At 62.6% G+C, this 15,689-nt stretch carries 14 protein-coding genes; 13 read left to right on the plus strand and 1 reads right to left on the minus strand.

Annotated features, from left to right (window positions below; translation table 11 throughout):
* Window positions 1–112: 112 nt before the first annotated feature.
* The 8 genes from ACVW16_RS07380 to neuB all read left to right on the plus strand — a co-directional run bounded on the left by ACVW16_RS07380 (window position 113) and on the right by neuB (window position 9,793).
* Entirely contained in the window at window positions 113–1,381 is a 1,269-nt protein-coding gene (locus tag ACVW16_RS07380) for a hypothetical protein (RefSeq protein WP_456802326.1), read from the plus strand.
* Between the two features lie 202 nt (window positions 1,382–1,583).
* Complete coding sequence (locus tag ACVW16_RS07385) at window positions 1,584–2,405, plus strand: hypothetical protein (protein WP_456738741.1); 822 nt, start codon at window positions 1,584–1,586, stop codon at window positions 2,403–2,405.
* Between the two features lie 99 nt (window positions 2,406–2,504).
* The gene (locus ACVW16_RS07390) at window positions 2,505–3,914 is read left to right on the plus strand and encodes a DUF6418 domain-containing protein (RefSeq protein WP_456738742.1); all 1,410 of its coding nucleotides are present in this window, start codon (window positions 2,505–2,507) and stop codon (window positions 3,912–3,914) included.
* A gap of 71 nt (window positions 3,915–3,985) precedes the next feature.
* Window positions 3,986–5,188, plus strand: a complete 1,203-nt coding sequence (locus ACVW16_RS07395) for an HAD-IIIA family hydrolase (protein WP_456738743.1) — start codon at window positions 3,986–3,988, stop codon at window positions 5,186–5,188.
* A 152-nt stretch (window positions 5,189–5,340) separates the two neighbouring features.
* On the plus strand, window positions 5,341–6,360 hold the full coding sequence (locus tag ACVW16_RS07400; RefSeq protein ID WP_456738744.1) for an NAD-dependent 4,6-dehydratase LegB: 1,020 nt from the start codon (window positions 5,341–5,343) through the stop codon (window positions 6,358–6,360).
* 19 nt (window positions 6,361–6,379) lie between these two features.
* Window positions 6,380–7,564 carry a LegC family aminotransferase gene (locus ACVW16_RS07405; RefSeq protein WP_456738745.1) on the plus strand — a complete coding sequence of 395 codons (1,185 nt, stop codon included), beginning with the start codon at window positions 6,380–6,382 and terminating at the stop codon, window positions 7,562–7,564.
* Window positions 7,557–8,726: a UDP-N-acetylglucosamine 2-epimerase gene (neuC, locus tag ACVW16_RS07410; RefSeq protein ID WP_456738746.1), complete on the plus strand. Its 1,170-nt coding sequence runs from the start codon at window positions 7,557–7,559 to the stop codon at window positions 8,724–8,726. The genes ACVW16_RS07405 and neuC overlap by 8 nt, the downstream gene beginning before the upstream one ends.
* Window positions 8,723–9,793 carry an N-acetylneuraminate synthase gene (gene neuB, locus ACVW16_RS07415; RefSeq protein ID WP_456738747.1) on the plus strand — a complete coding sequence of 357 codons (1,071 nt, stop codon included), beginning with the start codon at window positions 8,723–8,725 and terminating at the stop codon, window positions 9,791–9,793. Before neuC ends, neuB begins: the two co-directional genes overlap by 4 nt.
* Here the strand turns inward: neuB and ACVW16_RS07420 are convergent.
* Entirely contained in the window at window positions 9,790–10,401 is a 612-nt protein-coding gene (locus tag ACVW16_RS07420) for an acetyltransferase (RefSeq protein ID WP_456738748.1), read from the minus strand. The genes neuB and ACVW16_RS07420 overlap by 4 nt on opposite strands.
* 199 nt (window positions 10,402–10,600) lie before the next feature.
* On the opposite strand from ACVW16_RS07420, the gene ACVW16_RS07425 reads away from it, so the two are divergent.
* Genes ACVW16_RS07425 through ACVW16_RS07445 form a run of 5 tightly spaced genes read left to right on the plus strand, consistent with a single transcriptional unit; the run spans window position 10,601 to window position 15,634 of the window.
* Window positions 10,601–11,650, plus strand: a complete 1,050-nt coding sequence (locus ACVW16_RS07425) for a nucleotidyltransferase family protein (protein WP_456738749.1) — start codon at window positions 10,601–10,603, stop codon at window positions 11,648–11,650.
* Complete coding sequence (locus ACVW16_RS07430; protein ID WP_456738750.1) at window positions 11,647–12,555, plus strand: Gfo/Idh/MocA family protein; 909 nt, start codon at window positions 11,647–11,649, stop codon at window positions 12,553–12,555. Before ACVW16_RS07425 ends, ACVW16_RS07430 begins: the two co-directional genes overlap by 4 nt.
* The gene (locus ACVW16_RS07435) at window positions 12,552–13,253 is read left to right on the plus strand and encodes an acylneuraminate cytidylyltransferase family protein (RefSeq protein ID WP_456738751.1); all 702 of its coding nucleotides are present in this window, start codon (window positions 12,552–12,554) and stop codon (window positions 13,251–13,253) included. Before ACVW16_RS07430 ends, ACVW16_RS07435 begins: the two co-directional genes overlap by 4 nt.
* A gap of 10 nt (window positions 13,254–13,263) precedes the next feature.
* The gene (locus ACVW16_RS07440) at window positions 13,264–14,085 is read left to right on the plus strand and encodes an SDR family oxidoreductase (protein WP_456738752.1); all 822 of its coding nucleotides are present in this window, start codon (window positions 13,264–13,266) and stop codon (window positions 14,083–14,085) included.
* Between the two features lie 13 nt (window positions 14,086–14,098).
* Complete coding sequence (locus ACVW16_RS07445) at window positions 14,099–15,634, plus strand: oligosaccharide flippase family protein (protein ID WP_456738753.1); 1,536 nt, start codon at window positions 14,099–14,101, stop codon at window positions 15,632–15,634.
* The last annotated feature ends 55 nt before the right edge of the window (window positions 15,635–15,689 follow it).

Consider the following 15,689-nt stretch of genomic DNA (forward strand, 5'->3'; position numbering starts at 1 on the left):
CTCAGCCGCGCTCTACAGCAGCCCCTCGACCGATGATTTCTGCCTGGCTTCGAGCACCCTCGGGCAGGCAGTTGGGGCTGTCCACCAATATTACGTGTCGGTGACTGGACGATTGCCCGCGCTGGCGATCATCACCATGCCTTCCCTGCTGGCAAGCGCCACCGGCCTCGATCTTTTTGCCGTCTATCCGGTCTTCAACGTCGTCGTCATTGTCTTGTTCGCCGGCGCCATGATGGTTTCGGCAACATGGCTGTTGCGGACGGACGATTATCTCCTCGGTGGCCTACTTGGCTTGCTGTCGAGCACTCTGATTTTGAGCCTTGTCCCCAACATCAGCGAGTTCGTCTACTGGGTGACCGGCGAAGCCTGCTATTTGACCGCCGCTGTCGGCGCATCGCTCTTTGCGGCCTGGGCAACCGGCGTCGCGCTGAACCGCAATCGCATCGGCATTTCTTCGTTATGCCTTGCCATTCTCGTCTGCGCGTTCACCGCCATGTTCAATGAATTCACGGCATTCTTCCTCCTCGGCGCTGCGCTATTGTCGCTGCTGTTCAGGGTGTTGGTCATGCGGCGGGAGGCTCAGGCCGGGTACCACGTGGCCATCATCGCGACCATCCTCCTGAGCTATTGCGTCGTGTTTTTTTCACCCAGCAATGCCATTCGGCTCGGAGCGTATCGGCGAAGCGGCGACATCGGCGCTTCGTTCGATACTGCGCTCATCTACCTCGCCGATTACGCGATCTTTCTGGGCAAGCTGGAGGCTGTTCAGTCGTTCGGAATTCTGGCCGTCTGCTTCGGCATCGCCACCACCACTCGCATATCGTTCAGGACGGCCGCTCAGAACATGCTGTTTGCCGTCGGCCTGCTCTGCCTCGGTGCGGTGTGGGCATTCTCGTCCTACTTCATCGGCGCCTATAGCACCGGCGAGGTGCTTGCGCTCAGAGCGAGAAACGAACTTGTTGCCGTTGAGGTCACGCTCCTGACGACCTGCATTGTCATCTGGGTCCAAGCTGTCTTGGGCTCATTGCTTCAGTTCCAGAAGAGGGAAATGCCGCGAACGGCAGGCGTCGCCGCCCTTCTCGTCGTCGCGTTCGGAACATGGCAGATCCTGCCGGTAACCGGCGCCCCTACGTATGTACAGCTGAGGGATGAATGGCCGCAGCTTGTCGTCTACTGGCGTGAGAGCCTCGCCAGAAACTCGCTTCTCTCCACAACCAGCGACGCAGACGTCACTGTCTCCCGCCGCACCGCGATGCCGCGGCTCTTGGCGGGTGATGAACTCAAGGAAACCCCACTGCAGCTGCCAAACGACTGCATTGCACGTTTTTATAAGAAGTCCACGGTGGTGCTCGCCCACCAAGACCTTGGCGTAAGGCCTTGATCATCGTTTTTCGGCTCGTCCCCTCGCAGGGACGGCAAGGACGATGCCCTGCTCAATAGAGGCCGGCTCAATAAGAGTGCTTGGCGGGGTTGCCCTGGAGGAGAACCACAGCTAGAAATCCGCGTGGCGGGGCGCTACGACTTTTGTCAGGGCAATCGTGGATCAGTACAATTCGGACACAGCACCGGATGCGAGGAGCGTTTTGAAGTTCATCGGAGCGCGGCTCTGGAAATTCAAACTCCCGATCGCAGGCGCGGCCCTGGCCGCGGTCGTGCTGACATTTGCCCTGTACGAGCCGAAACCCATACAAGCCTGGACCGGCAAGGCAACCGTGACGATCGGAATCGCCCCGCCGGCGGCTTTTGTCTTGCAGCTGTCTGGCCCTCCGCTGGCTCCGCTCGAACCTCCCCGGAGCCTCGTCGCACGGATTTCGGATCAGGCATTCAGGGAAAAGGTCGCCAACCGTGCGGCCCTTGATCCCAAGACCTCGAGCTTTTCCAAGATGATGGTCGCGTCCAGCTTGCGCGGCATAGTTCTGGACAGCGAACGTGACATCGCAGTCGAGCTTTCGGCAGGCTCTTCCGCCGATGTTCAGGCGGCGCTCGCCGCCCTGGCTGCGGAAATCAGCGAGGCGCACGGCGCCCTCCTCAAGCAGCGCCTGCAACCCCTGCGGGCCCAAATCGAGGATGCCAAAGCACGGGTGGCTCAAATCGAGAAATCGAACGACAGTGTCAACGCCCGTCTCCTGTCGCCAGAGCCCGCCGACAATATTCGCGCGCCGATCGTGCCCACGGTACCCGCGGCGATTCCAGCCTGGAACCAGTTGAAGGATCGTATTCAGACCGGCGAGAATCTGGCAGAGATGAGCGAGCCTACGGTTGTGCAGCTGAGCGCCGCTATTTCACCCATGGCCTCTCGCTCGATCGGAACGCTGAGGGCGTCCATTTTGGCCGGCCTTGTTATGATTGCGGCGATGAGCATTCTCGCTCTGGCCGTGGGCCCGCGGAGAGGATCCGGAGCGTGAAAAGCATAAAGATACGTCTATCCAAGTCGTGTTGATTTCAAGAAGATGTCGGCCCTCCCAGACCAGGTCGTAGTCGCGTTTTCGACGAGCGCATTCTGCTTGTTTGTTCTTTTCCTGGCAGCCTACCGGCCTGTGATCTTTCTGGGGTTCTTCTTCATCCTGTTCACCTTTGTCTGGCGCACCGCATCGATCACCTTCATCGACTTGGCTGGTCCGGTATGGTCATCCCAGACCCTTCGCTACATCGGCCCCGGCCTTGCAACGCCGCTGCACGTGCTGGCCTATTTCATGACACTCGTACCCTTTGTCATGGTGCTGCGGCCGAGCGTGATCAGCGCCTGGGGTGAGGCCATCGACCGCCGCCGAGCGCAGCAGGGGATGCTGACGCTCTCGGATCTGACGATCGTGCTGTCAGCCCTGTTCCTCGGATACCTGTTTCTTGACATGCTGCGTCACGGCTCCATTCCGCTGTTTGCGCATGTTGAGCGCTATGCTTACACGGCGGAGATGGCCGGCGCGGCGCACCGGTGGCTGGTTAGGTACGGCAATTTCCTCACATTCTGGTGGGGCATCATGTTTGCCGCGGAATGGTTGCGAAATCGCAGGACCGATGTCCGCTATCTGGGACTGCTCGCGATCCTGCTCGCCTACATGTTCCTTACCGGCAATCGCTTTTCGGCATTCTACAGCCTTCTGAGCTTCTTCGTCATTCCGTCATCTGCAATCGTTGCACAGGGTGCGGCCGAGCGATCGAAGGTGCCGTTTGGCTGGATTAGGCAAACCTTTGGCACGCGCGAGATTGCAATCATCGGCGCGGGCATTTCGCTCGCCGTCCTCTTGGCCGCCACGGCGATCTATAACAATCTGGTCAGTGTCCGCGGTTATGAAGGCTCTGAGGTCGCGTCTCAATTCTGGGAGCGCCTGCTCATCCAGCCGAGCGAAATGGGTTGGATTTCCTACGAGCGCGTGTTCGTCCATAACCACTGGCAGCCCGATTCTGTCTACGATTTTCTATTTCAGCGCCCGCTGGACCCGAACAAGAATACAACTCCGCAATATCTGATGCTGGAAACAATCGGCGAGCCCCGCACGTCCGAACACATATTCCGGGGGTTCCAGTTTGCCGGCGGATTTCCGGAGATATTCTTTGAATTGTTCGGTCCGATCTACGCCTGGCCATTTCTTTTCGGCTGCGGGTTCACTGCCGCTTTATTGACCGCCCTGATCGTGAAAGGCGCGATGCTCGGACGCTATTCATCCGCATTTCTGGCCCTCTATGTGCTGTACGGGTTCCACGTGATGTACATCGGCGGCATGCTCAATTTCGCTATCGTGGAAAGCTACTGGCTCAAGATCGCAGCACTGGCGATCGCTCTGATTCTGGAATCCGGACTTGCTCGTGCCGGATTACCACTCGTACCATGGGCCATTGCCATGATCCGCCCCCGCTGGCTTGCAACCAGGCTCGGGTTCATCGGACAACACTTCCAACCTAGGGCAACACGATAATTGAAGATGATCTCAACCCGCCCGAGATGCTTCGCGCTGGCAATCGCGTTGCGATGTAACGGCCATCCCGCATGCTGAGACAGGCCGCCATTCTCGTCGGCGGGCTCGGCACGCGGCTCGGCGAGCGAACCAGGGCCGTGCCCAAGCCGATGCTCGAGGTCGGCGGGCAACCGTTCCTGGACACGTTGATCGATGAACTCGCCCGTTATGATCTGTTCGACGAGATCCTGCTCCTCGCGGGCCACAAGGCCGAACTCGTCGAGACGCGGTATGCCGGGGCAAGCCGGGGCCGCACACGAATCATCGTGTCGCGGGAAACGGAGCCGCTCGGCACTGCGGGCGCGCTGGTTCATGCGAGCCCTCTCCTCCATGACCGCTTTTTGCTGCTCAATGGCGACTCGCTGTTCGATTTCAATCTGCTGGACCTGATCGCGCACGCGCGCCCTGTCGGCGTCCACATGGCGCTGCGCGCCGGCGTCGAGGGCGACCGCTACGGCCGCGTCGTACTGGACGGGGACGTCGTGCGGGCGTTTGTCGCGCCGGGTGCGGGCGCTACGGGACCTGTGAACGCTGGCGTCTACGTCGTCAACAAATCCGTCGTCGCAGGCATCACAACGCTTCCTGCCTCGCTCGAGCAGAACGTGTTCCCATCCCTCGTTGCACGGGACGCGCTGCACGGCACGGCCTATCGGGGCTATTTCATCGACATCGGCATTCCCGAGGATCTCGCGCGCGCCGACCGCGAACTGCGCGAGAAGCTGCGGCGTCCGGCCGTGTTCTTCGATCGCGACGGTGTGCTCAACCATGATTCCGGGTATGCCTACGAGGCAGACAAGCTCGAATGGATCGATGGCGCGCGCGAAGCCGTGAAAGCCGTCAACGATGCCGGATACTTCGCCTTTGTCATCACCAACCAGTCCGGCATCGCGCGCGGCTATTACGAGGAGCAGCACGTCGTGGCGCTGCATCGCTGGATGGCGGACCAGATGGCGATGATCGGCGCCCATGTCGACGCCTTCGAGTATTGCCCGGATCACCCGGACGGCACCATTGCGCGCTATTGTCGTGCCAGCGATCGCCGCAAGCCGGCACCCGGCATGATTACCGATCTCGTCGCGCGCTTCCCGGTCGACATGTCCCGCAGCATGGTGATCGGTGACAAGGCGAGCGACTTGGAGGCCGCTGAGGCCGCTGGCATAGCAGGCCATCTGTTCGAGGGCGGCAACCTCGAGGCGTTCGTCAGGGAACGGCTAGGTTCGACCGGCAATGCCTAGGCGGGCGCGCCCGATTCGACGCGCCATCAAAAAGTGCAGCATAAGCGCGCACTTGGCGCATGGCGAAAAGGCTGCTCTGTTGCGCACAACCGCCAGTGTGCTATAGCGCCATCTTATTGGGAAGACTGGTTTAATCGCGTTTGGGGTCCGACATGGCAGATCTGAAGGACGCCCGCGTCCTCGTTACCGGCAGCGACGGCTTCATCGGTTCGCATGTCGTCGAGGAACTGGTGAAAGCCGGGGCCCGGGTCAAAGCGGTCGTCTACTACAATTCCTTCAACTCCTGGGGCTGGCTGGACACGGTTCCGACCGACGTCATGAAATCGGTGGAGGTCGTGGCCGGGGACATCCGCGATCCGCATTTCATGATCGCGGCCGCCAGCGGCTGCACTGACGTGCTGCATCTGGCCGCGCTGATCGCAATTCCATTCTCCTATGTCGCGCCCGATTCCTATGTCGAAACCAACGTGCGCGGAACGGTGAACGTGCTCCAGGCCGCGCGCATGGCCGGTGTGCGGCGTTTCGTGCAGACTTCGACCAGTGAGGTTTACGGCACCGCGCAGGTCGTGCCGATCAAGGAGAATCACCCGCTCGTCGGACAATCGCCCTACTCGGCCTCGAAGATCGCCTCCGATCAGATGGCGCTGTCGTTCCAGGCCTCGTTCGACATGCCGGTGGTCGTCATCAGACCGTTCAACACCTACGGACCGCGACAATCCGCGCGCGCGGTCATCCCGACCATCATCAGTCAGATCGCCACGGGCAAGCGCAAGATCCGGCTCGGCGCCATCAGCCCGACACGCGATTTCTCCTACGCCACCGACACCGCACGCGGCCTGATCGCCGGGCTCACCGCGCCCGCCGAGCAGACCGTCGGCCAGACCATCAATCTCGGCAGCGGTTTCGAGATCTCGGTCGGAGCAACCGTCGAGATGATTGCCGACGTGATGGGCGTCAGGATCGAGATCGAGACCGACGAGGCGCGCCTGCGCCCCGCCAACAGCGAGGTCGAGCGGCTCTGGGCCGACAATTCCAAGGCGCGCCAGCATCTTGGCTGGGCGCCGGAATTCGGCGGGCTCGACGGCATGCGCCGCGGCATCGAGCAGACGGTGGGCTGGTTCACCAATCCCGCCAATCTGAGCCGCTACAAGGCGGACGTCTACAATGTCTGAGGCAAGTCTGGGAGTGGCCGTGACCAAATCCGCCTTCGAGCCAAAGGCCGTGGTCGATGCCGTCCGTCGTGCCGCGGGCACGCCCAACGGCATCCTCGGCCTGCACGAGCCCATCTTTGCCGGCAACGAAGTCCGCTATCTCGAAGAGTGCATCAAGAGCACCTTCGTCTCCTCGGTCGGCCCGTTCGTCGACCGCTTCGAGCGCATGCTCGAAGAAGTCACGGGCGCCAGACGCGCCGTCGCCGTCGTCAACGGTACTGCGGCTCTGCACGTCTGTTTCAAGCTCGCCGGCGTCGAGCCCGGCGACGAGGTCATGTCGCCGGCACTGACCTTCATCGCGACGACCAATGCGATTGCCTATTGTGGGGCGGTGCCGCATTTCGTCGACAGTTCGCTCATGACGCTCGGCATGGACGCGCGCGCCCTCGCCACGCGGCTCGAAGCGATTGCCGAGCGCACGCAGAAGGGCACGATCAATCGCGAGACCGGTCGCCGCATCGCCGCGATCTCGCCGATGCACACATTTGGGCATCCGGTCGCGCTCGACGAGATCGCCGCAATCGCGCGAGACTGGGGCATCGCCCTGGTCGAGGACGCCGCGGAATCGCTGGGATCGACCTACAAGGGTCATGCCGTCGGATCCCAGGCGCGCCTCGCCGCGCTGAGCTTCAACGGCAACAAGATCGTCACCACCGGCGGCGGCGGCGCCGTCCTCACCAATGACGAGGAACTGGGACGCCGCGCCAAGCATCTGACGACGACCGCGAAGCTGCCGCACAAATGGGCCTTCGTGCATGACGAGATCGGATTCAACTACCGCCTGCCCAACCTGAACGCCGCGCTCGGCTGCGCGCAGCTCGAACAACTCGACGGTTTCCTGGCGAGCAAGCGCCGCCTGGCCGCCGCCTATGAGCGTGTCTTCGCGGAAGTGCCCGGCGTGCGCTTCTCGCGCGAGCCCGAAGGCACCACCAGCAATTACTGGCTGAATGCGATCTTGCTCGACGAGGCCTGCGCGGCGCGCCGCGACGAAGTGCTCACGGAGCTGAACGAAGCCGGTTTCGGCGCGCGGCCGGCCTGGACCCTGATGCACCGCCTGCCAATGTTCGCGCAGAGCCCGCGCGGCGATCTCGCGAACGCCGAATCCATCGAGCGGCGCCTGATCAATCTTCCCTCCAGCGCCAGCATCCGGCCCCGCGATGAGTGAACCAAGCCGAAAAATCTGTTTCGTCACCGGCAGCCGCGCCGATTTCGGCCTGATCATCTGGCCGATGCGCACGATTCGCGAAACGCCCGGGCTCAAGCTCCAGCTCGTTGCCACCGGCATGCACCTGTCGCCGGAGTTCGGCTATACCATAGACAATATTCGCGCCGAAGGCTTCGACGTCGACGAGAGCGTCGAATCGCTGCTGTCGAGTGATTCCGGCATCGGCGTCTCCAAGTCGGTCGGCCTCGGCGTGATCGGATTTGCCGATGCCTTCGCCCGTCTCAAGCCGGACCTCGTCGTCGTGCTTGGCGACCGCTACGAGACCTTTGCCGCCGCCCAGGCCGCGATGTTCATGCGACTGCCGATGGCGCATCTGTTCGGCGGCGACGTCACTGAAGGCGCGATCGACGAAGCCATCCGTCACGCCATCTCCAAGATGTCGCATCTCCATTTCACCAGCAACGAGAGCTCGACCCGGCGGCTGATCCAGCTCGGCGAGCATCCGTCGCGAATTCACACGATCGGCTCGGTGGGGATCGACGCGATCAAGCGCCTGGCGTTGCTGGATCGCGACGGCACCGGTCGCGCGGCGGGGTTGGCGCTCGCGAGTCGCAATGCGCTGGTGACGTTCCATCCCGTCACGGTCGAAGCGGGACGATCGGTCGCTGAACTGGAGGAGCTGCTCGCAGCGCTCTCAACGCTCGATCCTGGCTTCGGCCTGGTCTTCACGCTCGCCAACGCCGATGCCGAGGGGCGCGCACTGAACGAGCGGATCGAGGCATTCGTAGCCGGACGGCCCAACAGTGTCGCGGTCGCATCGCTCGGCCAGCTTCGCTATCTCAGCCTCATGAACCAGGTGGATGTCGTGATCGGCAACTCCTCGAGCGGCGTCCTCGAAGCACCCTCGCTCGGCATTCCAACGGTCGACATCGGCGAGCGTCAGCAGGGCCGCGAGCGCGCTGCGTCGGTGTTTCATACACCACCCGGGCGCGCCGCGATCGCCGCCGCCATTGCGCAGGCTCTGGCGCGCGGGCGTCAGGATACGGTCAATCCCTACGGTGACGGCGAATCCAGTCGGCGATTTGTGGAGATCATCGCCGGCATCCCCGATTTCAGGCCGCTCCTGAAGAAGGGATTTTATGAGCCTGGAGTGCGCCCATGACGGCAAGCCGTACGCTCATCATCGCGGAAGCGGGAGTCAACCACGACGGCAGCCTGGAGAAGGCGCTGGCGCTGGTTGATGCTGCAGCAGACGCCGGTGCCGACGTCGTCAAGTTCCAGACGTTCAACGCCAAGTCGCTCGCGGCCAGCGCGGCGAAAAAGGCCGGCTATCAACAACGTACGACGGACGCTGCGGAGAGCCAGCTGGCCATGCTGACGCGGCTCGAACTGCCGCAGGCCGCACATCAGGCCCTGATCGCACGGGCTGCCGCCCGCAACATCGAGTTCCTGTCGACCCCGTTCGACCATGCCTCGCTCGCCTTTCTTTTGTCGTTGAAGCTGAAGCGTATCAAGCTCGGCTCCGGCGATCTCACCAATGCACCGCTGCTGCACGCAGTCTCGAGGGCCGGCGCGACGCTGATCCTTTCAACCGGCATGGCCACGTTGGGAGAGATCGAGGAGGCGCTGGGCGTGCTGGCACACGGCTACAGCCACAGCGATCCGCCGGGCATTGCCGCCTTCCGCGCGGCATGGCGCGACCCGACCGCGCGCGCCACGCTCGGGCGGCACGTCAGCCTGCTTCATTGTACCACCGAATATCCCTGCCCGACGGCCGATGTGAATCTCGCTGCAATTGCGACGATGCGGGCTGCATTCCAGCTGCCGGTCGGCTATTCCGATCATACCGACGGATTCGAGATTTCGCTCGCCGCGGTCGCGCTCGGCGCGAGCATCATCGAGAAGCACCTGACGCTCGATCGAAAGGCCGAAGGTCCCGATCATGCTGCATCGATAGAGCCGGAAGAATTCAAGCGAATGGTGATGGCGATCCGCAATGTTGAGAGCTCACTCGGCGATGGCGTAAAGGCGCCCAAAAACTCGGAGATCGGCAATGTGCCGGTCGCGCGCAAGAGCCTCGTCGCGGCGCGGTCGCTAAAGGCAGGCGAAATCATCGGCCCGGATGACATCACTGCCAAGCGTCCGGGATCCGGCCGTTCTCCAATCGAATATTGGTCGCTGATCGGGACGGCAGCGTCGCGCGCGCTCGAACCGGACGATCTTGTCTAGCTTCGAGGCTTTGCAGGAATCCCGCTGAGCGCCGATCCGTCGGGACAGGAGGCCGTGACCACCGAGCCCATCGCAACAAACGAGTCCTTGCCGATGGTGATGTGATCCCGCACACGGCTTCCGAGACCAACGAAGCAGTTCTCACCGATCTCTGCGCCACCACCGACAACAGTTCCGGGCGACAGATGGGTGCAGTCGCCGATACGCACGTGGTGCTCGACGATGACCCCGGAATTGATGATGCAATGGTCGCCGATCACGGCTCTCGCATTGACGATGGCACCCGGCATGACGACAGTGCCCACTCCGATCCTGGCCGATGGCGAGACGAACGCGCGTGGATGAACGACGGAAGCCCAGCGCTTGACCGGCACACGGCCGATCATCTGCGCGCGCGCCGGCCCGGCCTGCAGCGTCCCGATTCCAATCACGGAGGCGGCGTCCGGGTAGTTCGGCACGTCCTCATCTGTTCCGAGATAAGGAAGCTCGCCGAGCGTGACCGGTTGGCGATCGACGAACCCGACGATATTGAACTGACCGGACAGCAGCGCCGCCTCGTAAACCATGATGGCGTGCTCGCCGCCGCCGATGATGATGAGATCGTCCATTACACTCCCCTGCGCCGTCACCCTACCGCCCGGGTTCCGGGTCTTCAAACCCCCGATCCGGACCGGAGGTCGCGTCGTCCAACAGCGACAATCCGAGGTAGGGCCCCTTGGGGTTGACGCCGCCCCGCCCAGCCGCGATATAGCTCAATCACCCGCGGGTCGCCCTTAAAAAAGTCCGGCGTATACGAGGCAGATTGCCATGAAATCCTGGCGCAGAGCCATCGTTGGAACGCAGGCGACTGTGGGCGAGGCCATTGCTGCGATCGAAAGCGGCAGCATTCAGATTGCGCTCGTGCTCGACGACCAGAATCGCCTGCTTGGCGTGGTCACGGACGGCGATGTCCGGCGGGGCCTGCTTCGCGGCATTTCGCTCACGGGACTTGCGACCGACGTGATGAACCGCGCGCCCGTATCGGCGCCGTCGACGCTGTCGCGCGACGACCGTTTGCATCTGATGCGGCAAAAATCGATCAAGCAGCTCCCGCTCGTGGACGACGGCGGCCACCTGGTCCTGGTCGAGACGCTCGATGATCTGCTCGAGGCGCGCCACTATCCGAACCCGGTTTTGATCATGGCCGGCGGACTCGGCGAGCGTCTCGGTGCGCTGACGCGGGACGTACCGAAGCCGATGCTCAATGTGGGCGGCCGCCCGCTGCTCGAAACCATCGTGCGCAACATCGTGCAGCAGGGCTTCGGCAACATCCTCATCTCGGTCAATTACAAGGCCGACCTGATCAGGGACCATTTTGCCGACGGCGCTGCTTTCGGCGCGAACATCCAGTATGTCCATGAAACGGAGCGCCTGGGGACCGCCGGCGCTCTCGGGCTGTTGCCGGCGCCGCCGGACCTGCCGATGGTCGTCACAAATGGCGACATCCTCACCACCATCAATTACGGCGCGCTTCTCGACTTTCACAACGGAATGCCGGCCGAAGCGACAATGGCGGTACGCGAGCACAAGGTGCACGTGCCCTACGGTGTGGTATCGACGTCGGAAGGCTATCTACAAACCATCCGCGAGAAGCCGACGGAGAGCTGGTTCGTCAGCGCCGGCATCTATGTGATCGGCCGCTCGGTGTTTCGCCATGTCGAACCCGGCGTCCGGGTGGACATGCCCGCCGTGTTGGAGCGTGTGATGGCCAGCAAGGGACGTGTCGCAGTCTATCCGATCCGCGAATACTGGCTCGATATTGGCCGCATGGAGGATTTCGAACAGGCGCATGCGGAGTTTCACGAGGTCTTCCTGTGACCTCCGGGACCGCCGTCGTGATTGGCCTGGGCTCGATCGGACTCCGCCACGCCGGGGTGCTGCGTAAACTCGGTCTGCAAGTGGCAACCGTGAGCCGCCGCGACGGCGGCGACTACAAGTCCATCGAGACCGCAGTCACCCAGATGCGCCCCGACTACGCGGTCGTCGCCACCGAGACCGCGCGGCACGCGGGCGATTTGCTGGCGCTTGCACAGGCTGGCTTTCGCGGATCTGTGCTGGTCGAGAAGCCGTTGTTCGCAAAAGCCGCGCCCGTGCCCGATTACCCGTTTGCCCATGTCAGCGTCGGCTACAATCTTCGCTTCCACCCGGTAATGACTGCGCTCGTCGAAAATCTCGCAGGGCGCGAGGCGATCACCGTCGCGGCCTATGTCGGACAGGACATCAGAGATTGGCGGCCCGGCCGCGATCATCGCACAACGGCCTCCGCAACCGCCGATGCCGGCGGTGGCGTGCTCAGGGATTTAAGTCACGAGCTCGATTATCTGTTGTGGCTGTTCGGCCCGTGGCACCGCGTCGCGGCGCTTGGCGGCGCGTCGGGGGCACGCGGCATCGACGTCGACGATCACCTCGATCTCCTGCTCGACATGCAGCGAGCAGAATCGGTTCACGTCCACATGGACTATTTGGACCGCCAGGGCATCCGCCGCATCCGAGTCAATCTCGACAACGACACCATCGAGGCCGACTTCGTGAGCAGCCGCCTGACGGTCAACGGCAAGGCAACGGACATCGCCAGCGAGCGGGACCAGAGCTATCGCGACATGCACGCAGCCGCCATGCGTGGCGCGAGCCCGGCTTGCTCTCTGCCGGAAGCGCGCGGCGTCATGCACCTGATCGATGCCAGCGAACGCGCGCTGCACTCGGAGAGCTGGATCTCGCCATGAGTCTAATCTGCACGATCTGCGCGCGCGGCGGCTCGAAGGGGGTCGTGGGCAAAAATTCCCGCGATCTGATGGGCAGGCCAGTGCTCGCCTGGAGCATCGCACAGGCACGCGAGACTGCGCTGTTCGATACGATCGCCTTCAGCAGCGATTCCGACGCGCTGCTCGAGGCTGCGCTGACGGCCGGCGCCGACATCGCAATCAGGCGTCCCGACGAGATGGCGACCGACACCGCCCCGAAGCTACCCGCGATCCGCCACTGCCTCGAACAGGCGATCGCTCGCACCGGCAAGATGCCGGAAATCTTCGTCGACCTCGACGTCACCTCGCCGCTGCGCCTTGCCTCCGACATCACCGGCGCCGTGAATCTGCTGCAACGGTCCGGAGCGCGCAACGTCATCACCGGCGCGCCGGCGCGCCGTTCGCCCTATTTCAATTTGGTCGAGCAGCGCGCCGACGGCAGCGTCGGCTTGTCGAAATCCGCCGATCATCCGATTGTCCGACGCCAGGACGCGCCGCGCTGCTTCGACATGAATGCGTCAATCTACGTCTGGCGTGTCGAGCCGTTCCTGAAACATCCGGCGGTGTTCTATTCGGACACCCAGCTATTCGAAATGCCGGAAGAACGTTCGGTCGACATCGATTCCGATCTCGATTTCGCGTTGGTGGAGCTCTTGCTCCGTCAACGGCTCAAGGCTTGAGGACAAAGCGATGGCAACGAGCTTCAAGGCCTTGTTCGACCTCACCGGCCGCACGGCGGTCATCACCGGCGGCTGCGGCATTCTCGGACGCCGTTTCGCCGATGGACTCGCGGAATTTGGCGCCGATGTCGCGCTCGTCGATCTCGACCAGACGGCGACGGAAAGTGCCGCCGCCGAGATCGCATCACGCCATTCCAGCCGCGCCAGGGGCTATGCCTGCGACATTACCCGACCGGACGCGGTGCGCAACGTTGCGAGCGCCATTGTAACCGATCTTGGACCGGTTTCGATCCTGCTCAACAATGCCGCCAGCAAGTCCCGCGACGTCGACGCTTTCTTCGCGCCCGTCGAGAAATTCTCGCAGGAAACCTGGCGAGAAATCATGTCGGTCAATCTCGAGGGCATGTTCAACGTCGCGCAGGTATTCGGCGGGCTGATGGCCGAACGCGGATACGGCGCGATTGTGCAGACCGCGTCGATCTACGGGCTGATGGCGCCCGACCAGCGCATCTACGAAGGCTCCGAATATCTCGGACGTGCCATCAATACCCCCGCGGCGTACACGGCCTCGAAGGCTGGCGTGATCGGCCTGACCAAGCACCTGGCGACCTACTGGGCGGCCAAGGGCGTTCGTGTCAACACCCTCACCCCTGGCGGGGTCGAGAGCGGACAGAACGAAGCCTTCAGGCAGCGCTATGGCGCCCGTATCCCGCTCGGCCGCATGGCGCGCGCCGACGAGATGGTGGGCGCAATGCTGTTCCTGGTGTCCGATGCGGCGTCATACGTGACCGGCCAGAACATCGCCGTCGATGGCGGGCTGAGCGCGTGGTGACCTGGCCAATGCCATGCTGAAGCGCCTGGTTCAGAATACCGTCGTGTCCGCGATCGTCTTCGGTCTTGTCGCGGTCCTGGGCGTCGTCGTCATTCCCATCATCATCCGCACCTGGGGCGTTGCGGAGTTTGGATTGATCGTCCTCACCCGCCTTTTCCTGCCCTCGGGCCTGATCGGCATCATCGATTTCGGGCTGCCTGAAGTGACCACGCAAGTCGTGGCGCGTGCCAGGGAACATCGCGACTGGCGACTGGGCGGCAGCCAGATCCTGTTTTTGACGCTGGTTTCCTTGCTCCTGGGGTTTGTGCTGAGCCTTGCGATTTGGCTGGCCGTGCCGCTGATCGTCGCCCAATTCAAGGTCGAAACGGCTCACGCCGGGAGCTTCGCCAATATGCTGTTGGCGACGGCTGCCAGCAATCTCCTGCTTTTCCCCGCCTTGGTGTGGGAAGGCATCGTCAAGGGTTTCGAACGCTATGGGCTGCTGCGGATCTGCGAGTTCCTGACCACCCTTCTCTACGTCGGCGCCACTATCTATGCCGCACGATCGGGACAACCCTACGAGGCAGTGACCTATTGTTTCCTCCTCGCCGCGCTGTTGCGCGCGGTGATCCTGCTTTGCGCCTCGATTGCCGCGCTCAGCCGCACGCGGATCAGGCTCTCCATGCCCGCATCCACGGTCAGCCGAGAGGTGATGACGCGCTGCATCCTCGTCATGCAGGGCAAGTTGATCGGCGGCATTATCGCGCCGATTCAGCCTTTTCTGATCGGTATCTACCTCGGCCCGCAAAGCGTGGGCATTTACGATACGCTCGTGAGAATCCCGCGCCTCGCCAAGGTGGTCGCGAGTCTACTCACGTCCGCGCTGCTTCCGGTCGTGAGCCGGCTCGATCAGCGCAACGACCACCGGCAATTCAATCGATTTGGCGAAGCCGGCATCATGATGCTGCCGATCGTGACCGTACCGCCCTTTGTCGCGGCCGCGGTGATGTCACCCGCCATCATGCAGATCTGGATCGGGCCACAGATCGTTCCTTTCGCCCACTGGATGGGCCTGATGTTCGTCGTCACGATGTGTTTTCAATACGTGATCTTTGGCAACACGCTCTTTATGACCCGTACCAAGGTTCAGGCACGGCTGAACATGCTGATGTTGATCCATCTGATGATCTTTGCGGCGGTCACCCTTGCGGCCGTGCATTTTTTGGCCGAGCGTGCTTTCATTCTCGGACAGACGATCGGAACCGCCGCGATCGTCCCTTGGCAGCTGATGATTTTCGTCAGGGAACTCGAAATCGACCCGCGGCGGTTCTGGTTCGCGATCCTGACCCATTGGGCGATCCTCCTGATCGGTGCACTTCTTCTCGCCGTCGTCCTGCATTTTGCGCCCAGCGCGGGAATCGGGACCCTGGCGACGCTGATGGTCGCGTTTTGCGCCGCCATATGGGGAGCACAGTATTTCCTGGTCTTGAGCCAGGAACAGCGCAGCGTGGTTGCCGGTCTCGGGCGGTCCTATTTCGGCCGAAAAGGTGTCTCGCCGGCAACACTTTAGGGTAGCAAAAGGCTGCGCCATGAGGTTAAAGAGTCCTTCTTTCCTGCGATCAGGC

The organism is Bradyrhizobium sp. USDA 4474 (assembly GCF_054057515.1).